The following is a 20502-nucleotide window of genomic DNA, read 5'->3' as shown; positions in this document are numbered from 1 at the left end:
GCTGCGTAGCTAGCGGAAAGAGAGAGGTAAATCCAATGGCTGGACCCCAGCGCCGCGGTGGCGGTGCCGGTGGCGGCGAGCGGCGGGACCGGAAGGGCCGTGACGGCGGCGCAGCTGCCGCCGAGAAGACCGCGTACGTTGAGCGCGTTGTCGCGATCAACCGCGTCGCCAAGGTTGTGAAGGGTGGTCGTCGCTTCAGCTTCACCGCGCTGGTCGTGGTGGGCGACGGTGACGGCACCGTGGGTGTCGGTTACGGCAAGGCCAAGGAGGTGCCGGCCGCCATCGCCAAGGGTGTGGAGGAGGCCAAGAAGCACTTCTTCAAGGTCCCCCGTATCCAGGGCACCATCCCCCACCCCATCCAGGGTGAGAAGGCTGCCGGCGTCGTCCTGCTCAAGCCCGCGTCCCCCGGTACCGGTGTTATCGCCGGTGGTCCGGTGCGTGCCGTGCTCGAGTGCGCCGGTATCCACGACGTGCTGTCGAAGTCGCTCGGCTCCGACAACGCCATCAACATCGTGCACGCGACCGTGGAGGCCCTGAAGGGTCTGCAGCGTCCCGAGGAGATCGCGGCCCGCCGCGGTCTGCCCCTTGAGGACGTCGCCCCCGCGGCTCTTCTCCGTGCGCGTGCCGGGGCGGGTGCGTAATCATGGCGCAGCTCAGGATTACGCAGGTCAAGTCCTACATCGGCAGCAAGCAGAACCACCGTGACACCCTGCGTTCCCTTGGTCTCAAGGGCATCAACACGCAGGTCGTCAAGGAGGACCGCCCCGAGTTCCGCGGCATGGTGCACACCGTCCGCCACCTCGTGACGGTTGAGGAGGTCTGATCATGGCGGAGAACAACCCGCTGAAGATCCACAACCTCCGTCCGGCCCCCGGCGCCAAGACCGCCAAGACCCGTGTCGGTCGTGGTGAGGCGTCGAAGGGTAAGACGGCCGGTCGTGGTACCAAGGGCACGAAGGCCCGCTACCAGGTTCCGGAGCGCTTCGAGGGTGGCCAGATGCCCCTCCACATGCGTCTCCCGAAGCTGAAGGGCTTCAAGAACCCGTTCAAGACGGAGTTCCAGGTCGTGAACCTGGACAAGCTCGCCGCCCTCTACCCCGAGGGTGGGGAGGTCACCGTTGCCGACCTGGTCGCCAAGGGTGCCGTCCGCAAGAACAGCCTCGTCAAGGTCCTCGGCCAGGGCGAGATCTCCGTGGCGCTGCAGGTGACGGTCGACGCCGTCTCCGGCTCCGCCAAGGAGAAGATCACCGCCGCCGGCGGTACCGTCACCGAGCTCGTCTGAACACATCAGGCGTCTCGATGACTTGAGCGATCCCGACCGGGGATACCCCACAAATGGGGTATCCCCGGTTGGTCGTTCCTAGGGAGGCAGTCCCGCCGGTAAGGTGGCCTGCACTGTCCGTTTTCACAGGGGACCCCTCACCGGGCACTCGCCGCGGCAGTTAAACGTTACGTAAGTCGTCCTCATCAGAATCTCAAAACCGTCACCCTTGACGCAGTAGCGCGGGGGTCGCAGGAGGCACCGTGCTCACCGCGTTCGCCCGGGCGTTCAAGACGCCCGACCTGCGCAAGAAGCTGCTCTTCACGCTCGGCATCATCGTGATCTACCGGATCGGCACGCACATCCCGATCCCGGGTGTCGACTACACCGCCGTCCAGTTCTGCATCGACCAGACCAAGAGCAACTCCGGTCTCTTCGGGCTGGTCAACATGTTCAGCGGTGGCGCGCTGCTGCAGATCACGATCTTCGCGCTCGGCATCATGCCGTACATCACGGCGAGCATCATTCTGCAGCTGCTGACCGTGGTGATCCCGCGTCTGGAAGCCCTGAAGAAGGAGGGGCAGTCCGGTACGGCGAAGATCACGCAGTACACGCGTTACCTGACGGTCGCCCTCGCCGTCCTCCAGGGCACCGGCCTCGTCGCCACCGCCCGCAGCGGCGCGCTGTTCAGCACGTGCCCGCAGGCCAACGCCATCGTTCCCGACGACTCGATCTTCACCACCCTGACCATGGTCGTCACCATGACCGCCGGTACGGCCGTCGTCATGTGGCTCGGTGAGCTGATCACCGACCGCGGCATCGGCAACGGCATGTCGATCCTGATGTTCATCTCGATCGCCGCCACCTTCCCGTCCGCTCTCTGGTCCATCAAGGAGCAGGGCGACCTGGCGGGCGGCTGGATCGAGTTCGGCATCGTCATCGCCGTCGGTCTGGTCATGGTCGCGCTGGTGGTCTTCGTCGAGCAGGCCCAGCGCCGGATCCCGGTCCAGTACGCGAAGCGCATGATCGGCCGTCGCTCCTACGGCGGCACGTCGACGTACATTCCGCTGAAGGTCAACCAGGCGGGCATCATCCCCGTGATCTTCGCCTCGTCGCTGCTCTACATTCCCGCGCTCGTGGTGCAGTTCTCCAACTCCACGGCGGGCTGGGCGGCCTGGATCACGAAGAACCTCGCGGACACCGCGGCTCCGGCGCACATCACGGTCTACTTCTTCCTCATCATCTTCTTCGCGTTCTTCTACGTGGCCATCTCGTTCAACCCCGAGGAAGTCGCGGACAACATGAAGAAGTATGGTGGCTTCATCCCGGGCATCCGGGCTGGCCGACCGACCGCTGAGTACCTGAGCTACGTACTCAACCGGATCACCTGGCCGGGTTCGCTGTACCTGGGTCTGATCGCTCTCGTGCCGACAATGGCGTTGGCACCCCTCGGGGCAAACCAGAACTTCCCGTTCGGCGGTACCAGCATCCTGATCATCGTGGGTGTGGGTCTGGAGACCGTGAAGCAGATCGAGAGCCAGCTCCAGCAGCGCAATTACGAAGGGTTCCTCCGCTGATGCGAATCGTCCTCGTCGGGCCGCCTGGTGCGGGTAAGGGAACGCAGGCCGCGTTCCTGGCCAGGAACCTGTCGATCCCGCACATCTCCACGGGCGACCTGTTCCGGGCCAACATCAGCAAGCAGACGGAGCTGGGCAAGCTCGCGAAGTCCTACATGGACAAGGGCGAGCTGGTGCCGGACGAGGTCACCATCGCCATGGCGAAGGACCGGATGGAGCAGCCGGACGCCGTGAACGGCTTCCTGCTCGACGGCTTCCCGCGCAACGTCTCGCAGGCCGAGGCGCTCGACGTGACGCTCCAGGACGAGTCCATGAACCTGGACGCCGTGCTGGACCTGGAGGTCCCCGAGGAGGAGGTCGTCAAGCGGATCGCCGGCCGGCGCATCTGCCGCAACGACTCCGCCCACGTCTTCCACGTCACGTACAAGAAGCCCAAGCAGGACGGCGTCTGCGACGTCTGCGGCGGCGAGCTGTACCAGCGGGACGACGACTCCGAGGAGACCGTCCGCAAGCGCCTGGAGGTCTACCACACGCAGACCGAGCCGATCATCGACTACTACAAGGCCCAGGGCCTCGTGGTGACGATCACGGCGCTCGGTCCGGTGGAGGACGTCACCCAGCGCGCCATGGAAGCGCTCAAGCGTGAGGACGACGGCCAGTAGGCCGTCGGACGGTACGTCGGCCGCGGTGCCCGTGAGGGGCGTCGCGGCCGTACTGTTGTGTAGGCACGACCCAGAGTTTCGACATTCGCGGAAGACGGAGAGCGCAGGCCCCCATGGTGCAGATCAAGAGCCCCGAGCAGATCGCCAAGATGCGCGAGGCGGGGCTGGTCGTCGCAGCCATCCACGCGGCCACCCGTGAGGCCGCCGTGCCGGGTGCCTCCACGAAGGATCTCGACGAGGTGGCCCGCAAGGTGCTCGCGGAGCACGGCGCCAAGTCGAACTTCCTCGGGTACGGCGGTTTCCCGGCGACGATCTGCACCTCGGTGAACGAGGTCGTGGTCCACGGGATCCCCAGCGACGAGGTCGTCCTGAAGGACGGCGACATCATCTCCATCGACTGCGGCGCCATCGTCGACGGCTGGCACGGTGACGCGGCCTACACCGCGTTCGTGGGTTCCGGTCACTCCCCGGAGCTGATCGAGCTGTCCCGGGTGACCGAGGAGTCCATGTGGGCCGGGATCGCGGCCATGAAGGTGGGCAACCGGCTGGTGGACGTCTCCCGGGCCATCGAGACGTACATCCGCCGGCAGCCCAAGCCGGGCGGCGGCAAGTACGGCATCGTCGAGGACTACGGCGGCCACGGCATCGGCACCGAGATGCACATGGACCCGCATCTGCTGAACTACGTCGAGCGGCGGCGCGGGAAGGGGCCCAAGCTCGTCCCCGGGTTCTGCCTGGCGATCGAGCCGATGGTGTCCCTGGGCACCCCGAAGACCGAGGTCCTCTCGGACGACTGGACCGTCGTGAGCACGGACGGGACCTGGTCCTCGCACTGGGAGCACTCTGTCGCGCTGACGGAGGCGGGGCCGCTGGTGCTGACGGCTCCCGACGGCGGTAAGGCGAAGCTGGCCGAGTACGGGATCGTCGCGGCTCCGGATCCGCTGGGCTGAGAGCGGCTGCGCCGCTTCCGGGGCGTGCGGCATAAGGATCTTCGACCTTGGGCATCCTTACCCGAATTCGTGTTTCTGGAGGCCCTGGCGTAGACTGACTCGTCGGCTCTCGTGTTTCCGTGTGTCCGCATCCGGTTACACCGAGTCGATCAAGGTAGTCGATTCGAAGGGCGAAGCGTGGCCAAGAAGCAAGGTGCCATCGAGATCGAGGGCACTGTCGTCGAGTCTCTTCCGAACGCCATGTTCAAGGTCGAGCTCCAGAACGGCCACCAGGTCCTGGCACACATCAGCGGCAAGATGCGTATGCACTACATCCGTATCCTCCCTGACGACCGGGTCGTGGTGGAGCTGTCTCCGTACGACCTGACGCGTGGCCGGATCGTCTACCGCTACAAGTAGATCTTGCCCCCGCTCTCCGTGCCCCGATCCGTCGGGTCGCGGGTGGTGGCACTGACCCGGAGAACCTCACCCCATGAAGGTCAAGCCGAGCGTCAAGAAGATCTGCGACAAGTGCAGGGTGATCCGCCGTCACGGTCGGGTCATGGTCATCTGCGAGAACCCGCGCCACAAGCAGCGCCAGGGCTGACGCACGACCGAACCCTCTGCTCTATTCGCAGAGATTCGCGCGACGCAAGCTGAATATGTTCATACGCAGGACCCAGGCGCGCTGAGCGTCTGACACCCCCGGCTCGGAGGCCGGGGACCCGTGCCGTACCTACTCCTCCCCTACAAGAGGAGGCCGGCGGCCGGGGCCCGGTTCTGTGGAAGACCTCCGACAATCACCAGGAGCCATTGAATGGCACGCGTTTCCGGTGTTGACATCCCGCGCGACAAGCGTGTGGAGGTCGCCCTCACCTACGTGTTCGGCATCGGCCGGACCCTCTCCCAGGAGACGCTGGCAGCGACCGGCGTCGACCCGAACACCCGCGTTCGCGACCTCTCCGAGGAGCAGCTCGTCGCGATCCGCGAGTACGTGGACAACAACATCAAGACCGAGGGTGACCTCCGTCGCGAGATCCAGGCCGACATCCGCCGCAAGGTGGAGATCGGCTGCTACCAGGGTCTCCGTCACCGTCGTGGTCTGCCCGTCCGCGGTCAGCGCACCAGCACCAACGCCCGCACCCGCAAGGGCCCGCGTCGCGCCATCGCCGGTAAGAAGAAGCCGGGCAAGAAGTAGTCCTCAGCGGACAACGCTTCATCAGCGGTCTTCGCTGTAGGACCGACCACCTCCCCGTAGGAGTTTGTAGATGCCCCCCAAGGGTCGTCAGGGCGCTGCCAAGAAGGTGCGCCGCAAGGAAAAGAAGAACGTCGCTCACGGCCACGCGCACATCAAGAGCACGTTCAACAACACGATCGTCTCCATCACGGACCCCTCGGGCAACGTGATCTCCTGGGCCTCCGCCGGCCACGTCGGCTTCAAGGGCTCCCGGAAGTCCACGCCGTTCGCCGCGCAGATGGCCGCCGAGTCGGCCGCCCGTCGCGCGCAGGAGCACGGCATGCGCAAGGTCGACGTGTTCGTCAAGGGCCCGGGCTCGGGTCGTGAGACGGCCATCCGTTCGCTGCAGGCGACCGGTCTCGAGGTCGGCTCCATCCAGGACGTCACGCCCACCCCGCACAACGGCTGCCGTCCCCCCAAGCGCCGCCGCGTCTGACCCTCCGGGTCGGACACACGGACTGCTTGGTCTGAGGTTTTCGGGCGGTATGGCTCTTCGGGGCCATATCGCCCGTACCCTTGTAGTTCTCAAGGGCGTCAAATAGTGGGCGCCCCTGACAGAAGGATCACCACATGCTGATCGCTCAGCGTCCCTCGTTGACCGAAGAGGTCGTCGACGAATTCCGCTCCCGGTTCGTGATCGAGCCGCTGGAGCCGGGCTTCGGCTACACCCTCGGCAACAGCCTCCGTCGTACGCTCCTGTCGTCGATCCCCGGTGCGGCTGTCACCAGCATCCGGATCGACGGTGTCCTGCACGAGTTCACCACCGTGCCGGGCGTCAAGGAGGACGTCACCGACCTGATCCTCAACATCAAGCAGCTGGTCGTCTCCTCGGAGCACGACGAGCCGGTCGTGATGTACCTGCGCAAGCAGGGCCCGGGTCTGGTCACCGCCGCCGACATCGCGCCCCCGGCCGGTGTCGAGGTGCACAACCCCGACCTCGTCCTCGCCACGCTCAACGGCAAGGGCAAGCTGGAGATGGAGCTGACGGTCGAGCGCGGCCGCGGTTACGTCTCCGCCGTGCAGAACAAGCAGGTGGGCCAGGAGATCGGCCGTATCCCGGTCGACTCGATCTACTCGCCGGTTCTCAAGGTCACGTACAAGGTCGAGGCCACGCGTGTCGAGCAGCGCACCGACTTCGACAAGCTGATCGTCGACGTCGAGACCAAGCAGGCCATGCGTCCCCGTGACGCCATGGCGTCGGCCGGTAAGACCCTGGTCGAGCTGTTCGGTCTGGCCCGTGAGCTGAACATCGACGCCGAGGGCATCGACATGGGTCCGTCCCCGACGGACGCCGCGCTCGCCGCCGATCTGGCGCTGCCGATCGAGGAGCTGGAGCTCACCGTTCGGTCGTACAACTGCCTCAAGCGTGAGGGCATCCACTCCGTGGGTGAGCTGGTCGCGCGCTCCGAGGCCGACCTGCTCGACATCCGCAACTTCGGTGCGAAGTCGATCGACGAGGTCAAGGCGAAGCTGGCGGGCATGGGCCTGGCGCTCAAGGACTCGCCTCCCGGGTTCGACCCGACCGCTGCCGCGGACGCCTTCGGTGCGGACGACGACGCGGACGCGGGCTTCGTGGAGACCGAGCAGTACTAAGAGCTCGGGCCATCCGGTCCGTACTCGGGTGCGGGTGCGCTGTGGCTTGTCGCGCAGTTCCCCGCGCCCCTTCCAGGCCCCTTCGGGGGCCTGGATCTCTGACGGGCGACCGCCTGCTCAGATACTGACCCCGGTACCTGATACGGCCGGGGCAGACACCTAGGAGAAACACCATGCCGAAGCCCACCAAGGGTGCCCGTCTGGGCGGCAGTGCCGCGCACGAGAAGCTGCTTCTCGCGAACCTCGCGAAGAGCCTCTTCGAGCACGGCCGCATCACCACCACCGAGGCGAAGGCCCGCCGTCTGCGGCCGTACGCCGAGCGTCTGATCACCAAGGGCAAGAAGGGCGACCTTCACAACCGCCGTCAGGTGCTCCAGGTCATCACGGACAAGAGCGTCGTGCACACGCTCTTCACCGAGATCGGCCCGCGGTACGAGAACCGTCCGGGTGGCTACACCCGTATCACCAAGATCGGTAACCGCCGTGGCGACAACGCGCCCATGGCCGTCATCGAGCTGGTCGAGGCGCTGACGGTCGCGCAGCAGGCCACCGGTGAGGCCGAGGCCGCCACCAAGCGTGCCGCCAAGGACGCGGAGGCGCCTGCCGCCGAGGCCACGGTGGACACCACCAAGGCCGACGACAGCGCGGACGAGGCTGCCGAGGAGTCCAAGGACGCGTAAGCGTTCTGCGGGGGCTGCGTTGTCGGCCGCGGGTTCGCCGTGGTTGATCGCGCAGTTCCCCGCGCCCCTGGAAGACGGGGCGCGTCTGAGTGGGTCCGTTCCCGTTACGGGAGCGGGCCCGCTTTTTTGTAGCTGAGAGGATCTTCGTGTGAGTGATGAAGCGGCGCCGGGTCATGTGCGTGTTCGGCTGGACCTGTCGTACGACGGGAGTGAGTTCTCCGGGTGGGCCAAGCAGGCCGGGGGGCGGCGGACCGTCCAGGGGGAGATCGAGGACGCGCTGCGGACCGTGACGCGGTCCGGGGAGACGTACGAGCTGACCGTGGCCGGGCGGACCGATGCCGGGGTGCACGCGCGCGGGCAGGTGGCGCACGTGGACCTGCCGGAGGCGGTCTGGCGTGAGCACCACGAGAAGCTGTTGAAGCGGCTCGCGGGGCGCCTGCCGAGGGACGTACGGGTCTGGGCCCTCAGAGAGGCGCCCAGCGGCTTCAACGCGCGGTTCTCGGCGATCTGGCGCCGGTACGCCTACCGGGTCACCGACAATCCCGGCGGTGTCGATCCGTTGCTGCGCGGCCACGTGCTGTGGCACGACTGGCCGCTCGACGTGGACGCGATGAACGAGGCGGCCCGGCTGCTGCTGGGCGAGCACGACTTCGCCGCCTACTGCAAGCGGCGCGAGGGCGCCACCACCATCCGTACGCTCCAGGAGCTGAGCCTGGTGCGGGGGGACGACGGGATCATCACCGCGACCGTGCGGGCCGACGCCTTCTGCCACAACATGGTGCGCTCGCTGATCGGGGCGCTGCTGTTCGTGGGGGACGGGCACCGGGGCGCCGACTGGCCGGGGAAGGTGCTGGCCGCGGGGGTGCGGGACTCCGCGGTGCACGTCGTACGGCCGCACGGGCTGACGCTGGAGGAGGTCGGCTATCCGGCGGACGAGCAGCTGGCCGCGCGGAGCAGGGAGGCGCGGAACCGGCGGACGCTGCCGGGGGCACCCGGGGCCGGCTGCTGCTGACCCCGGGACGGCCGGGCGGGGGCCGCTATCCCTCCGCGGCGGCGGCCGCCTGGGTCTCGCCCCGGCGGCGGATCTGCTCGAAGGTGGACCGGGCGAGGTCGTCGCCGGCGATGAAGACCGCCTTGTCCTTCTCAGTGACGTCCTTGCCGTCGGTGAAGCCGGACAGGGTGAAGTAGGCGTAGCGGCCGTAGGAGTTGAGGGTCGTCCGGCAGAACGTCGTGCGGCAGAAGGTGGGGACGCCCTCGCCGGAGAGGGAGACGATGGTGCTCTTCTTGTCCCAGTCGTCCTTGACCTTGGTCGCCTTCGCCTCGGTGTCGAACAGGGCGACGCCGATGGTGACCGCGATCTTCTCCCGGAAGTAGGTCACGCGCATGAAGCGGGTGCAGTCGTTGCTGCTCAGGAGGGTGCTCACGGTTCCCTGGACGGCCGAGGCGCAGTTCGTCGTCGAGGCCGTGGCGCCCTTGCGGTAGACGACGTCGTCGCGCTTGGTCAGCTGGGAGCCCGGGAAGAGGATGTTCGGGCTGATCGGCGCCTTGTCCTTGCCCGAGCTGGAGATGAACTCCTTCGGGTCCAGCGGCGGCGGCGCCGAGGTCGGCGCGAAGGACGGGTCGGCCTTGGCGCTGGCGCTCGGGATGTCCCCGGCGGTCGGCAGACTGTTCGGGCCGTTCGCCGTGGTGTTGCCGCTGTCGGTGTTGACGACGGCGACGGCCACGGCGACGCCTATGCCGACCGTGGCGAGGGCGCCGCCGACGATCAGCAGGAGTCTGCGGCGCCTGTTGCGTGTTTCGGACTGCTCGGCGAGTGACGCCCAGTCCGGGGTCCGGTTATTGGTGGAACCCCACTGATTGTCCCACGGATTGTGGGAACCCCCGGGGCTCCACTGAGACCCCCCCTGCCCAAAGCTCATGGGCCGCAGTTTAGACGGACGAAGGCATGCCTCACCCGGTTACGGGTGTGCCCTTCTTCCCTCGGAGGTCAGAGGCGTGGCCGGGGCCGTTTTGACCCGTCCGGGGCAGCGCGAGTACGCTTGCCGCTTGTTATGCGTATTGGCTCGGCCGTTCTCAGGCGCGAAGCCGCTACGTAGGTTCCCTGGAGCAGTTACCAGTGGGCGGCATACGGGCATCGTTCCCGGCACTGTCGTCCCCAGCTGCACGATCGCTTCAGTGATGCCATGTGTCAGCACCCATCCACTGAAGAAGAAGGCTGCGAAGTGCGTACGTACAGCCCTAAGCCCGGCGATGTGACTCGCCAGTGGCACGTCATTGACGCTCAGGACGTCGTCCTGGGCCGTCTGGCTACCACTGCCGCGAACCTCCTCCGCGGCAAGCACAAGCCGACCTATGCCCCGCACATGGACATGGGCGACTTCGTCATCATCATCAACGCCGACAAGGTTCACCTGTCCGGCAACAAGAAGACCCAGAAGCTGGCGTACCGCCACTCCGGCTACCCGGGTGGTCTGCGCTCCGTCCGTTACGACGAGCTGCTGGAGAAGAACCCCGAGAAGGCCGTCGAGAAGGCCATCAAGGGCATGATCCCCAAGAACTCCCTGGGCCGTCAGATGATCAGCAAGCTGAAGGTCTACTCGGGCGACCAGCACCCGCACGCTGCCCAGCAGCCGGTGCCGTTCGAGATCACCCAGGTCGCGCAGTAGTTCCGGCCACCCCAAACAGAAAAGAATCTGAGGAGAACCGTGGCCGAGACCACCGTTGAGCAGCCGGTCGAAGAGACCGAGACCGAGCTCGTCGACATCGAGAGCTACACCACCGAGTCCGAGGTCCCCGTCGAGGGTGAGTACACCTCGGAGTCGCTCGCCGGCCGCTTCGGCGACCCGCAGCCGGCCGCCGGCCTGGGCCGTCGCAAGAACGCCATCGCCCGCGTCCGGATCGTCCCGGGCTCCGGCAAGTGGAAGATCAACGGTCGCACCCTTGAGGACTACTTCCCCAACAAGGTGCACCAGCAGGAAGTCAACGAGCCCTTCAAGGTCCTGGAGCTCGAAGGCCGTTACGACGTCATCGCCCGCATCTCCGGTGGCGGTGTCTCCGGCCAGGCCGGTGCGCTCCGTCTCGGTGTCGCCCGCGCGCTGAACGAGGCCGACGTCGACAACAACCGTGGCGCCCTCAAGAAGGCCGGCTTCCTCCGCCGCGACGACCGTGCGGTCGAGCGCAAGAAGGCCGGTCTGAAGAAGGCCCGCAAGGCCCCGCAGTACAGCAAGCGCTAAATCCCGGCGCTTCGCCGCACCGCTCGCTTCGCCCCGGTGGCACACTCCCTGTGCCGCCGGGGCGGTTTGCGTAGCAGGGTTGACGGTTCATCGCAGACGTACACGCAGACTGTCGGTACAACCCCGAAAGGGGGAGGACAGTCTCAGGGGATGTACTGGGTCCCGGGACGAGAGGGACACTCGGTGGACACCCGGTACGAGCCGCACATTCTCAGCAATTCGGAGGACACCACTGTGGGACGACTCTTCGGCACGGACGGCGTGCGCGGTGTCGCCAACGCGGATCTGACGGCCGAGCTCGCGCTCGGACTCTCCGTCGCGGCGGCACACGTACTCGCCGAGGCGGGAACGTTCGAGGGCCACAAGCCGGTGGCGGTGGTCGGACGGGATCCGCGGGCGTCCGGAGAGTTCCTGGAGGCGGCCGTCGTGGCCGGCCTCGCCAGCGCGGGCGTCGACGTGCTCCGCGTCGGTGTGCTGCCCACGCCCGCCGTGGCCTTCCTCACCGGGGAGCTGGGCGCCGACCTCGGCGTGATGCTCTCCGCCAGCCACAACGCCATGCCCGACAACGGCATCAAGTTCTTCGCCCGCGGCGGCCACAAACTCGCCGACGACCTGGAGAACCGCATCGAGGGCGTGTACGAGGAGCACCGCACCGGGGCGCCCTGGGACCGGCCCACGGGCGCCGGGGTCGGGCGCGTCCGGTCGTACGACGAGGGCTTCGAGCGGTACGTCGCGCATCTGCTGGCCGCGCTCCCCAACCGCCTGGACGGCCTGAAGATCGTCCTCGACGAGGCGCACGGCGCCGCGGCCGGGGTCTCGCCGGAGGTGTTCACCCGGGCCGGTGCCGAGATCGTCACCATCGGGGCCGAGCCGGACGGGCTCAACATCAACGACGGGTGCGGGTCGACGCACCTCGGGAAGCTGCGGGCGGCCGTCGTCGAGCACGGGGCACATCTCGGCATCGCGCACGACGGGGACGCGGACCGGTGCCTCGCCGTGGACCACCAGGGCGACGAGGTCGACGGGGACCAGATCCTCGCGGTGCTCGCGCTGGCCATGCGGGAGCGGGGGGAGCTCCGCTCGGACACCGTGGTCGCGACCGTGATGTCCAACCTCGGCTTCAAGCTGGCGCTGGAGCGGGAGGGGCTGCGGCTCGTGCAGGCCGCGGTCGGGGACCGCTATGTGCTGGAGGAGATGAAGGAGCACGGGTACGCGCTCGGGGGCGAGCAGTCCGGGCACGTGATCATCTCCGACCACGCGACCACGGGGGACGGCACGCTGACCGGGCTGCTGCTGGCGGCCCGGGTCGCGCAGACCGGGCGTACGCTGCGGGAGCTCGCGGGCGTGATGGAGCGGCTGCCGCAGGTGCTCGTCAATGTGCCGGACGTGGACCGGTCGCGGGTGTCCACGTCGGCGGAGCTGGCGGCGGCGGTTGCCGAGGCCGAGGGGGAACTGGGTTCCACCGGGCGGGTGTTGCTGCGGCCTTCCGGGACCGAGCCGTTGGTTCGGGTGATGGTGGAGGCGGCCGACATCGAGCAGGCGCGTTCTGTCGCGGGGCGGCTCGCTGACGTGGTGAAGTCGGCGCTCGGGTAGTTCTTGCGTGCCGGGTAGGGGCGTGGGGTGCGGTTCGTTGCGGGCTGCGGGTGCGTGGGGGCTGGTCGCGCAGTTCCCCGCGCCCCTGAAACGCTGGGGCTGCGCCCCTTGCGTTTCAGACCCCCGCGCCCCTGAAGCGCGGGGGATGCGCCCCCCTGCTCCTCAGTTCGCCGGCTGACGGGTTTTGGACCACAGCCACTTCTGGAGCAGCAGGGTCAGGGTGCCCGCCAGGATGATGCCCAGGAGGTTCAGGAGCAGTTGCTCCGTCGAGCCGGCCGTCTGTTTCATGTCGCCGTAGGCCAGGGCCACCGCCGCGTTCGCGGCCGCCGGGACCGTGGTGACCGAGATGGCCACGCCCACCAGAGCCCCGGACTTCGCCGAGGTGAGGGAGAGGGTACCGGCGATGCCGGCCAGGACCGCCACGATGAACGAGAAGGCGTCGGGGGCGTAGACGAAGGCCGTGTTGGGGCGGTCCGCCTCCAGTTTGGCCTCGGTGAAGTAGCCGAGCGCGTCCATGAAGAGGCTGAAGGCGACCGTCACCGCCATGGCCGCCGCGAAGCCCACGAGGAGCGCGATCAGGGAGCGCAGGGCCAGGCGCGGGTGGCGTTGCACGATGGACGTGCTGATACCGGCCAGCGGGCCGAACTCGGGGCCGACGGCCATCGCGCCCACGATCAGGACCGCGTTGTCCAGGACCACACCGCAGGCCGCGATCATCGTGGCGAGCGTGATGAAGGCGACGTAGGTGACGGAGAGCGTCGACTCCTCGTGGGTGGCGTCCGTCAGGTGCTCCCACAGGACCGCGTCCGCGCCCTCGCCGGGCGCGTCCTTCTCCGCCCGGTCGGCCCGCTCGGAGAGGGACAGGTCGATGTTCTCCACGGCGATGGAGCCGGTCCTGTCGAGGTCCAGCGCCCGCAGCGCGCCGATCAGTTCGTCGCCCGCCTCGCGTGCCACGTCGCACATCACGACGTCGCCAGCGGGGTCGCGGGCGGCACCCGTCATGACGACGAGGTGGGTGGTGCCGACCGTGTCCTCGATCAGGCGCACCACCTCCTCGGTCCGGCCGGACGGGGTGATCAGGCGCAGATGCAGCATGCCCGCAGGGTAGCCGGGCCCCGTCGGGCTACAGCTTGCGGAGGCTGAGGCGGCGGACCTTGTGGTCGGCGCCCTTGCGGATGATGAGGGTGGCGCGGCCCCGGGTGGGGGCGATGTTCTCCACCAGGTTGGGCTTGTTGATGGTGCGCCAGAGGGTGCGGGCGTAGTCGAGGGCGTCGTCCTCGGAGACCTGGGTGTACTTGCGGAAGTAGGAGTCGGGCTTCTGGAAGGCGGTCTGGCGGAGCTTCTTGAAGCGGTTGAGGTACCAGCGCTCGATGTCGTCGGCGCCGGCGTCGACGTACACGCTGAAGTCGAAGTAGTCGGCGAGGCCGACGCGGGTGCGGCCGTCGCTGCCGGGCAGGGCGGGCTGCAGGACGTTCAGCCCCTCGACGATGAGGATGTCGGGGCGGCGGACCGTGAGCCGCTGGTCGGGGACGATGTCGTAGATGAGGTGGGAGTAGACGGGGGCCGTCACCTCGTCCTTGCCGGCCTTGATGTCGGCGACGAAACGGGTCAGGGCCCGGCGGTCGTAGGACTCGGGGAAGCCCTTGCGGGAGACCAGGCCGCGTTCCTGGAGGTCCTTCATGGGGAGCAGGAAGCCGTCGGTGGTGACCAGCTCCACGCGTGGGTGTTCGGGCCAGCGGGCGAGGAGGGCCTGGAGGAGACGGGCGACGGTGGACTTGCCGACGGCCACGGAACCGGCGACGCCTATGACGAACGGGGTGCCCGACTGGGAGCCCTGCTCGCCCAGGAAGGTGTTGAGGGCACCGCGCAGGCCGTCGGTGGCGCCGATGTAGAGGTTGAGGAGCCGGGACAGCGGCAGATAGATGTCCCGGACCTCGTCGAGGTCGATGACATCGCCCAGGCCGCGCAGCTTTTCGACCTCCTCGGCGTTGAGGGGGAGCGGCGTCTTTTCGCGCAGCGCGCTCCACTCGGCTCGGGTGAGGTCGACGTAGGGAGTCGCCTCCGGCCTGGGCCGGTGGGCGCTCCGCGGCAACGAGGAGACCGGTGAGATCACAGTCCATTGTTAACGGAGTTTGAACAGGGTGACGGGGTGGGGTCCGTCACGCCGGGGGGCACGGTAGAGCATCCACCTCTCACTGTGGGTGAAAAGTGACGAAGGTATGGACCTGGGGTGGGGGTGGGACTAGCGTCCGGGCCGCCGGGAGGGAGCCGCCTTCCGGCCGACCCCGGGCTGTGAGCCCGGGGGAATCGAGGTTGTCTGATGCCTTTTGGTGTACCTCTGCGGATGCGGGACGCCGTTCGGCGGAGGGCCGGCCGCGGTGACGCGGAGCTGGCCGGGCAGGTGTGCAGCGAGCTCTCGGTGGATCTGCCGGACGAGGATCTGGGCGAGTGTCTCTCCGACGCGATGGACATGTACCGGATGGGGAGCAAGCCCCGGTGCGAGGAGGCCGAGTACCTGGGGATGGTGCGGGAGGCGATCGAGCGGATCGAGGAGGGGAGTTGAAGGGCTGAGCCGGTCGTGGGGCGGGCCGGTCGGGGCGCGGACCGGTCGTGGGGCGGGTGGTCGGTCGGGGAGAGGGTCGGTCGAGGAGAGGGTCGGTCGAGGAAAGGGTGGCGGTGGGCGTCAGGCCGTGATGTCCCGCCAGGCCGCCGGGATCGACTCCGCCACGTCATGGGCGCCCGCCGGGGCGCCGTCGGCGGCGTAGCGGCCCGCCAGACCGTGCACGTACGCCGCCGCGCTCGCCGCGTCCAGAGGGGAGAGCCCCGCGGCGAGGAGCGAGCCCGCCAGGCCCGAGAGGACGTCACCGCTGCCCGCGGTGGCGAGCCAGGGCGTGCCGGTGGCGTTGACACGGACCGGCGTGCCGGGGTCCGGGGTCGCGATCAGGGTGGTGGAGCCCTTGAGGAGGACCGTCGCGTCGTAGGCGCGGGCCAGGTCGCGTACGGCGGTGAGGCGGGACGCCTCGACCTCCTCGCGGGAGATGCCGAGCAGGGCCGCGGCCTCGCCCGCGTGCGGGGTCAGCAGGGTCGGGGCCGTGCGGGTGCGTACGCTCTCGCGGTCGGCGAGGCGGAGGCCGTCGGCGTCGAGGAGGACGGGGACGTCGGTGGAGAGCGCTTCGGCGACGGGGGCCGGGTCGTCGCCGGCTCCGGGGCCGGCGACCCATGCCTGGACGCGGCCCGCCTTCTTCGGGCCCGTGTCCGAGACCAGGGTCTCCGGGAACCGGGCCAGGACCGCGTCGCCGGCCGCGCCGACGTAACGGACCGCGCCCGCGCCGCCGCGCAGGGCACCGGCGACCGCGAGGACCGCCGCGCCCGGGTAGCGGGCCGAGCCCGCCGCGATGCCCACGACCCCCCGGCGGTACTTGTCACTCTCCTGCGACGGGCGGGGGAGGAGGGCGGCCACGTCGGTGTGCTGGAGGGACTCCAGGGCGGGAGTGTCCGGGAGGGTGTCCGCGAGGCCGATGTCGACCAGCCGGACCGAGCCGGCGTACGTGCGGGCCGGGTCGATGAGGAGGCCCGGCTTGTGGGTGCCGAAGGTGACGGTGAGGTCGGCGCGGACGGCTTCGCCGTGCACCTCGCCGGTGTCCGCCTCGATGCCGCTCGGGAGGTCCACGGCGACGACGGTGGCGGGGGAGGCGGCGACCAGGGCGGCCAGGCGGGCCGCTTCCGGGCGCAGGCCGCCCTTGCCGCCGATGCCGACGACGCCGTCCAGGACGAGGCCGGCGCGGCGGATGTGGGCGTCGGCGGCGGTGGGGGTGGCGGTGGTGCCGCCTGCCCGGAGGAGGGCGTGCAGGGCGGCCGGGTGGGTGCGGTCGGGGGCGAGGAGTACGGCGGTCACTCCCGCGCCCCGCCGTGCCAGGCGGGCGCCGGCGTACAGCGCGTCGCCGCCGTTGTCGCCGCTGCCGGTGAGGACGACGACGCGGCTGCCGTAGACGCGGCGGGGGAGGATGTCGGCGCAGGCGGCGGCCAGGCCCGCGGCCGCGCGCTGCATCAGGGCGCCGTCGGGGAGGCGGGCCATGAGGGTGCGTTCGGCTGTGCGGACGGTTTCTACGCGGTGGGCTGAGCGCATGGGGACGAGTCTGCCTTGTGTGGGGTGCGGGTGGGGTGCGTTGTCGGGTGCGGGTGCGTGGGGCTTCTCGCGCAGTTCCCCGCGCCCCTGAAAGACACAGGCCCTGCGGGCCTGAAAAGCCTGGGGCGCAGCCCGGCTTTTCAGGGGCGCGGGGAACTGCGCGACCAGCCCCCACCCACCCGCACCCGACAGCGCACCCACCTCCCCTCACCCCTCCGCGATCACCACCGCCGACGCCACCCCCGCGTCATGGCTCAGGGAGATGTGCCAGGACGTGACGCCCAGCGCGGAGGCGCGGGACGCCACCGTGCCGGACACCCGCAGGCGCGGTTGGCCGGAGGGCTCCACATAGACCTCCGCGTCGGTCCAGCGCAGCCCGCTGGGCGCGCCGAGGGCCTTCGCGAGGGCCTCCTTCGCGGCGAAGCGGGCCGCGAGGGAGGCGACGCCCCGGCGTTCCCCGCTGGGCAGCAGCAGTTCGCTCGGGAGGAAGAGACGGTCGGCCAGACTGGGCGTGCGCTCCAGCGAGGCGCGGAAACGGTCGATCTCGGCGACGTCGATGCCGACTCCGATGATGGGCATGATCCGCACCCTACGGTGGACGCGGCGCCTCTCACTCCACGGTCACGGACTTCGCCAGGTTCCGCGGCTGGTCCACCTCGTTGCCCCGGGCGGTGGCCAGTTCGCACGCGAAGACCTGGAGGGGGACGGTGGCGACCAGCGGTTGCAGCAGGGTCGGGGTCACCGGGATGCGGATCAGGTGGTCGGCGTACGGGACGACCGCCTCGTCGCCCTCCTCCGCGATGACGATGGTGCGGGCGCCGCGCGCGCGGATCTCCTGGATGTTGGAGACGATCTTGTCGTGCAGGAGGGAGCGGCCCGCGGGGGAGGGGACCACGACGACCACCGGCAGGTCCTCCTCGATCAGCGCGATCGGGCCGTGTTTCAGCTCGCCCGCCGCGAAGCCCTCCGCGTGCATGTAGGCCAGCTCCTTGAGCTTCAGGGCGCCCTCCAGGGCCACCGGATAGCCCACGTGCCGGCCCAGGAACAGGACCGTGTCCTTGCCGGCGAGGGTGCGCGCCAGCTCCCGTACCGGCTCCATCGTCTCCAGGACCCGCTCCACCTCGCAGGAGATGCGGGAGAGGTCGCGGACCACCGCCCGGATCTCGTCGCCCCACTTCGTGCCGCGCACCTGGCCGAGATAGAGGGCGACGAGGTAGCAGGCCACCAGCTGGGTCAGGAACGCCTTCGTGGAGGCGACGGCCACCTCGGGGCCCGCGTGGGTGTAGAGGACCGCGTCGGACTCGCGGGGGATCGTCGAGCCGTTGGTGTTGCAGATGGCGAGGACCCGGGCGCCCTGTTCGCGGGCGTGCCGCAGGGCCATCAGCGTGTCCATGGTCTCGCCGGACTGGGAGATGGCGACGACCAGGGTGTGCGGGCCGAGGATCGGGTCCCGGTAGCGGAACTCGCTCGCCAGCTCCACCTCGCAGGGGATCCGCGTCCAGTGCTCGATGGCGTACTTGGCGATCAGGCCGGCGTGGAAGGCCGTACCGCACGCGACGATGACGACCTTGTCCAGCTCGCGCAGCTCCGCGTCGCGGATGCGGACCTCGTCCAGGCTCAGGGTGCCCGCCGCGTCGATACGGCCGAGGAGGGTGTCCGCGACCGCCTTGGGCTGCTCGGCGATCTCCTTGAGCATGAAGTAGTCGTAGCCGCCCTTCTCGGCCGCCGACGCGTCCCAGTCGACGTGGTAGGAGCGGACCTCGGCGGGGCGGCCGTCGAACGTCGTGACCGTGACGCCGTCGCGGCGCAGCTCGACCACCTGGTCCTGGCCCAGCTCGATCGCCGAGCGGGTGTGGGCGATGAACGCGGCCACGTCCGAGGCGAGGAACGCCTCGCCCTCGCCGACCCCGACGACCAGCGGCGAGTTCCGGCGGGCGCCCACGACCACGTCCGGCGCGTCCGCGTGCACCGCGACCAGCGTGAACGCCCCCTCCAGCCGGCGGCACACCAGGCGCATGGCCTCCGCGAGGTCGTCGCACGAGGAGAACTCCTCGGCGAGCAGATGGGCGACGACCTCGGTGTCCGTCTCGGAGAGCAGGTCGTGGCCGCGTCCCGCCAGTTCGGCCCGCAGCGCGGCGAAGTTCTCGATGATGCCGTTGTGGACGACGGCGACCCGGCCCGCGTTGTCCAGGTGCGGGTGGGCGTTGGCGTCGGTGGGGCCGCCGTGGGTGGCCCAGCGGGTGTGGCCGAGGCCGGTCGATCCGGTCGGCAGCGGGCGGCCGACCAGCTCCTTCTCCAAGTTGACCAGCTTCCCCGCCTTCTTCGCGGCGGCCAGGCCCCCGTCGGCGAGGACCGCCACGCCCGCGGAGTCGTACCCCCGGTACTCCAGCCGCCTCAGCCCGGCCAGGACCACGTCGAGCGCGGACTGTGCGCCGACGTATCCCACGATTCCGCACATATCAACCCCTGTGTCGTACCGCTCGCGACCTGTCGTGTGCCAAGGGTGACTGTACGTGACGCCGGTGGTGTCCGGTGAGCCCGCATATCGGGTGACTTCCTCCGCGCATATCGGGTGACCGTACGCGCGGCGACCTCACCCGGGCGAGTGCGGCACGTATGGCTGATCACATGACGAGCCGACATATGACGAGCGGGCGGCCGAGGTTGCGGACCCTGGCCGTGTGCCTCGCCCTGTTCCCCGCCCTGGTGACCGCGCTCCCCGCCGACGCCAACGCCGCCGCGGCTCCCCGCGTGCCGCTCCGCTCCGCCGTTCCGTCCGGCGACGGCCCCCTCGTCCCGGGTGTGCCGCCCGGCCCGCACCAGCCCTGGCAGATCGACACGCCGGACCAGGCGCTCCCGCCCCGGGTGTACGCGCCCGGCGCGGCGGAGGACGCGGTGGAGCCGAGGCGCGCGGCGGCCGGGACGTACGACCTCATCGAGTACGTGCCGCTCGGCGAGGCCCAGGCGTTCGCCGCGGCCGCCGTCACCTGTACGAAGCTGGTGGGGCCCTACCAGCGGCAGGTCGAGCGGTATCTGCGGCGGAAGGTGGACGGGAAGCAGTCGCGGGCCGACTGTCTGGCGATCCGGGCGTTCCAGATCAAGCAGCGCATCAAGCCGGCGATCGGCTTCGCGGGGCCGGTGACCTGGGCGCGGATGCAGCTGCTGGCCGCCCGCAAGAACCCCAACGCGGCCGGGAAGTGCCCGGTGCGGACGTACCGCGTGGCGTGCGTGGATCTGTCGCGGCAGCTGACCTGGGTGCAGAAGGGGAAGAAGGTGGTGTTCGGGCCGGTGCCGATGCGCAGCGGGCGGAAGGCGTACCCGACCAGGGCGGGGTGGCACAAGGTGTACTGGAAGCACAAGAACCACTGGTCGACGCTCTACAACACGCCTATGCCGTACAGCCAGTTCTTCAGCGGCGGACAGGCGTTCCACGCCGTCTACGGGTCCCTCTACACGGAGATCGGGTCCATGGGCTGTGTGAACCTGCGGGGACGCGCGGACGCTGTGGGGGGTGCTGAAGACGAAGGACCGGGTCTTCGTGTGGGGGAAGCGGCCGGGGAAGTGAGGCGGGCGCGGGCGGGGTCGTTCGTACGTCAGGGGCCGCGCCCGTTC

At 69.3% G+C, this 20502-nt stretch carries 23 protein-coding genes and 1 pseudogene; 18 read left to right on the top strand and 6 right to left on the bottom strand.

Going from position 1 to position 20502, the window contains the following annotated elements; all coding sequences use genetic code 11:
* The first annotated feature begins 35 nt into the window (after nucleotides 1-35).
* The 13 genes from rpsE to truA all read left to right on the top strand — a co-directional run bounded on the left by rpsE (nucleotide 36) and on the right by truA (nucleotide 8950).
* Nucleotides 36-641: a 30S ribosomal protein S5 gene (gene rpsE / locus PYR72_RS19725; RefSeq protein ID WP_009190144.1), complete on the top strand. Its 606-nt coding sequence runs from the start codon at nucleotides 36-38 to the stop codon at nucleotides 639-641.
* A gap of 2 nt (nucleotides 642-643) precedes the next feature.
* Nucleotides 644-823 carry a 50S ribosomal protein L30 gene (gene rpmD / locus PYR72_RS19720; RefSeq protein ID WP_275456560.1) on the top strand — a complete coding sequence of 60 codons (180 nt, stop codon included), beginning with the start codon at nucleotides 644-646 and terminating at the stop codon, nucleotides 821-823.
* A 2-nt stretch (nucleotides 824-825) separates the two neighbouring features.
* Nucleotides 826-1281 carry a 50S ribosomal protein L15 gene (rplO, locus tag PYR72_RS19715; protein ID WP_059079051.1) on the top strand — a complete coding sequence of 152 codons (456 nt, stop codon included), beginning with the start codon at nucleotides 826-828 and terminating at the stop codon, nucleotides 1279-1281.
* Between the two features lie 242 nt (nucleotides 1282-1523).
* On the top strand, nucleotides 1524-2837 hold the full coding sequence (gene secY / locus PYR72_RS19710; protein ID WP_275456559.1) for a preprotein translocase subunit SecY: 1314 nt from the start codon (nucleotides 1524-1526) through the stop codon (nucleotides 2835-2837).
* Nucleotides 2837-3499 (top strand): adenylate kinase, encoded by a 663-nt coding sequence (locus tag PYR72_RS19705; RefSeq protein ID WP_046916495.1) that lies wholly within the window; start codon nucleotides 2837-2839, stop codon nucleotides 3497-3499. Before secY ends, PYR72_RS19705 begins: the two co-directional genes overlap by 1 nt.
* 113 nt (nucleotides 3500-3612) lie before the next feature.
* Nucleotides 3613-4449 (top strand): type I methionyl aminopeptidase, encoded by an 837-nt coding sequence (gene map / locus PYR72_RS19700; protein WP_275456558.1) that lies wholly within the window; start codon nucleotides 3613-3615, stop codon nucleotides 4447-4449.
* Nucleotides 4450-4626: 177 nt separating this feature from the next.
* Entirely contained in the window at nucleotides 4627-4848 is a 222-nt protein-coding gene (gene infA / locus PYR72_RS19695; protein WP_003948620.1) for a translation initiation factor IF-1, read from the top strand.
* A 73-nt stretch (nucleotides 4849-4921) separates the two neighbouring features.
* On the top strand, nucleotides 4922-5035 hold the full coding sequence (rpmJ, locus tag PYR72_RS19690; RefSeq protein WP_003998809.1) for a 50S ribosomal protein L36: 114 nt from the start codon (nucleotides 4922-4924) through the stop codon (nucleotides 5033-5035).
* Nucleotides 5036-5245: 210 nt separating this feature from the next.
* A complete protein-coding gene (gene rpsM / locus PYR72_RS19685) occupies nucleotides 5246-5626 on the top strand; it encodes a 30S ribosomal protein S13 (RefSeq protein ID WP_030788235.1) in 381 nt (126 codons plus the stop codon).
* Between the two features lie 70 nt (nucleotides 5627-5696).
* Complete coding sequence (rpsK, locus tag PYR72_RS19680; RefSeq protein ID WP_003956432.1) at nucleotides 5697-6101, top strand: 30S ribosomal protein S11; 405 nt, start codon at nucleotides 5697-5699, stop codon at nucleotides 6099-6101.
* Between the two features lie 134 nt (nucleotides 6102-6235).
* Nucleotides 6236-7258: a DNA-directed RNA polymerase subunit alpha gene (locus PYR72_RS19675; RefSeq protein WP_003966937.1), complete on the top strand. Its 1023-nt coding sequence runs from the start codon at nucleotides 6236-6238 to the stop codon at nucleotides 7256-7258.
* A gap of 173 nt (nucleotides 7259-7431) precedes the next feature.
* Complete coding sequence (gene rplQ / locus PYR72_RS19670; RefSeq protein ID WP_275456557.1) at nucleotides 7432-7938, top strand: 50S ribosomal protein L17; 507 nt, start codon at nucleotides 7432-7434, stop codon at nucleotides 7936-7938.
* Between the two features lie 148 nt (nucleotides 7939-8086).
* A complete protein-coding gene (truA, locus tag PYR72_RS19665; protein WP_275456556.1) occupies nucleotides 8087-8950 on the top strand; it encodes a tRNA pseudouridine(38-40) synthase TruA in 864 nt (287 codons plus the stop codon).
* A 25-nt stretch (nucleotides 8951-8975) separates the two neighbouring features.
* On the opposite strand, the gene PYR72_RS19660 is transcribed toward truA, so the two are convergent.
* On the bottom strand, nucleotides 8976-9857 hold the full coding sequence (locus tag PYR72_RS19660; protein ID WP_275456555.1) for a hypothetical protein: 882 nt from the start codon (nucleotides 9855-9857) through the stop codon (nucleotides 8976-8978).
* A 303-nt stretch (nucleotides 9858-10160) separates the two neighbouring features.
* On the opposite strand from PYR72_RS19660, the gene rplM reads away from it, so the two are divergent.
* The 3 genes from rplM (at nucleotide 10161) to glmM (ending at nucleotide 12764) form a co-directional block, all read left to right on the top strand.
* On the top strand, nucleotides 10161-10604 hold the full coding sequence (gene rplM, locus PYR72_RS19655) for a 50S ribosomal protein L13 (RefSeq protein ID WP_275456554.1): 444 nt from the start codon (nucleotides 10161-10163) through the stop codon (nucleotides 10602-10604).
* A 39-nt stretch (nucleotides 10605-10643) separates the two neighbouring features.
* Nucleotides 10644-11171: a 30S ribosomal protein S9 gene (gene rpsI, locus PYR72_RS19650; protein WP_059079046.1), complete on the top strand. Its 528-nt coding sequence runs from the start codon at nucleotides 10644-10646 to the stop codon at nucleotides 11169-11171.
* 234 nt (nucleotides 11172-11405) lie between these two features.
* Nucleotides 11406-12764 (top strand): phosphoglucosamine mutase, encoded by a 1359-nt coding sequence (gene glmM / locus PYR72_RS19645; protein ID WP_275456553.1) that lies wholly within the window; start codon nucleotides 11406-11408, stop codon nucleotides 12762-12764.
* A gap of 162 nt (nucleotides 12765-12926) precedes the next feature.
* Here the strand turns inward: glmM and PYR72_RS19640 are convergent, their stop codons facing one another.
* Together PYR72_RS19640 and coaA are read right to left on the bottom strand one after the other, a co-directional pair.
* Complete coding sequence (locus PYR72_RS19640) at nucleotides 12927-13859, bottom strand: DUF389 domain-containing protein (protein ID WP_275456552.1); 933 nt, start codon at nucleotides 13857-13859, stop codon at nucleotides 12927-12929.
* A 28-nt stretch (nucleotides 13860-13887) separates the two neighbouring features.
* Nucleotides 13888-14877 carry a type I pantothenate kinase gene (coaA, locus tag PYR72_RS19635; protein ID WP_059079044.1) on the bottom strand — a complete coding sequence of 330 codons (990 nt, stop codon included), beginning with the start codon at nucleotides 14875-14877 and terminating at the stop codon, nucleotides 13888-13890.
* Between the two features lie 231 nt (nucleotides 14878-15108).
* On the opposite strand from coaA, the gene PYR72_RS19630 reads away from it, so the two are divergent.
* On the top strand, nucleotides 15109-15327 hold the full coding sequence (locus PYR72_RS19630; protein WP_275456551.1) for a hypothetical protein: 219 nt from the start codon (nucleotides 15109-15111) through the stop codon (nucleotides 15325-15327).
* Nucleotides 15328-15447: 120 nt separating this feature from the next.
* Here PYR72_RS19630 and PYR72_RS19625 read toward each other — a convergent pair whose 3' ends face one another.
* The 3 genes from PYR72_RS19625 to glmS all read right to left on the bottom strand — a co-directional run bounded on the left by PYR72_RS19625 (nucleotide 15448) and on the right by glmS (nucleotide 19348).
* A complete protein-coding gene (locus tag PYR72_RS19625; RefSeq protein ID WP_275456550.1) occupies nucleotides 15448-16890 on the bottom strand; it encodes an NAD(P)H-hydrate dehydratase in 1443 nt (480 codons plus the stop codon).
* A 207-nt stretch (nucleotides 16891-17097) separates the two neighbouring features.
* On the bottom strand, nucleotides 17098-17469 hold the full coding sequence (locus PYR72_RS19620; protein ID WP_013001393.1) for a holo-ACP synthase: 372 nt from the start codon (nucleotides 17467-17469) through the stop codon (nucleotides 17098-17100).
* A gap of 31 nt (nucleotides 17470-17500) precedes the next feature.
* Nucleotides 17501-19348 (bottom strand): glutamine--fructose-6-phosphate transaminase (isomerizing), encoded by a 1848-nt coding sequence (gene glmS, locus PYR72_RS19615; protein WP_275456549.1) that lies wholly within the window; start codon nucleotides 19346-19348, stop codon nucleotides 17501-17503.
* A gap of 170 nt (nucleotides 19349-19518) precedes the next feature.
* On the opposite strand from glmS, the pseudogene PYR72_RS19610 reads away from it, so the two are divergent.
* Nucleotides 19519-20455, top strand: a pseudogene (locus PYR72_RS19610) (L,D-transpeptidase).
* Nucleotides 20456-20502: the final 47 nt, after the last annotated feature.

The organism is Streptomyces sp. VNUA24 (genome assembly GCF_029167005.1).
Taxonomy (GTDB): Bacteria; Actinomycetota; Actinomycetes; order Streptomycetales; family Streptomycetaceae; genus Streptomyces; species Streptomyces scabiei.
The sequence above is the reverse complement of the archived record's forward strand: the minus strand, read 5'-3'. Positions and strand labels throughout refer to the sequence as shown.

Bases quoted from the DNA above. Each gene is read 5' to 3' on its own strand.
- rpsE (WP_009190144.1), top strand. From the start codon at position 36: ATGGCTGGACCCCAGCGCCGCGGTGGCGGTGCCGGTGGCGGCGAGCGG.
- rpmD (WP_275456560.1), top strand. From the start codon at position 644: ATGGCGCAGCTCAGGATTACGCAGGTCAAGTCCTACATCGGCAGCAAG.
- rplO (WP_059079051.1), top strand. From the start codon at position 826: ATGGCGGAGAACAACCCGCTGAAGATCCACAACCTCCGTCCGGCCCCC.
- PYR72_RS19705 (WP_046916495.1), top strand. From the start codon at position 2,837: ATGCGAATCGTCCTCGTCGGGCCGCCTGGTGCGGGTAAGGGAACGCAG.
- map (WP_275456558.1), top strand. From the start codon at position 3,613: ATGGTGCAGATCAAGAGCCCCGAGCAGATCGCCAAGATGCGCGAGGCG.
- rpmJ (WP_003998809.1), top strand. From the start codon at position 4,922: ATGAAGGTCAAGCCGAGCGTCAAGAAGATCTGCGACAAGTGCAGGGTG.
- rpsM (WP_030788235.1), top strand. From the start codon at position 5,246: ATGGCACGCGTTTCCGGTGTTGACATCCCGCGCGACAAGCGTGTGGAG.
- rpsK (WP_003956432.1), top strand. From the start codon at position 5,697: ATGCCCCCCAAGGGTCGTCAGGGCGCTGCCAAGAAGGTGCGCCGCAAG.
- PYR72_RS19675 (WP_003966937.1), top strand. From the start codon at position 6,236: ATGCTGATCGCTCAGCGTCCCTCGTTGACCGAAGAGGTCGTCGACGAA.
- rplQ (WP_275456557.1), top strand. From the start codon at position 7,432: ATGCCGAAGCCCACCAAGGGTGCCCGTCTGGGCGGCAGTGCCGCGCAC.
- PYR72_RS19660 (WP_275456555.1), bottom strand. From the start codon at position 9,857: ATGAGCTTTGGGCAGGGGGGGTCTCAGTGGAGCCCCGGGGGTTCCCAC.
- PYR72_RS19640 (WP_275456552.1), bottom strand. From the start codon at position 13,859: ATGCTGCATCTGCGCCTGATCACCCCGTCCGGCCGGACCGAGGAGGTG.
- PYR72_RS19630 (WP_275456551.1), top strand. From the start codon at position 15,109: ATGCGGGACGCCGTTCGGCGGAGGGCCGGCCGCGGTGACGCGGAGCTG.
- PYR72_RS19625 (WP_275456550.1), bottom strand. From the start codon at position 16,890: ATGCGCTCAGCCCACCGCGTAGAAACCGTCCGCACAGCCGAACGCACC.
- PYR72_RS19620 (WP_013001393.1), bottom strand. From the start codon at position 17,469: ATGCCCATCATCGGAGTCGGCATCGACGTCGCCGAGATCGACCGTTTC.
- glmS (WP_275456549.1), bottom strand. From the start codon at position 19,348: ATGTGCGGAATCGTGGGATACGTCGGCGCACAGTCCGCGCTCGACGTG.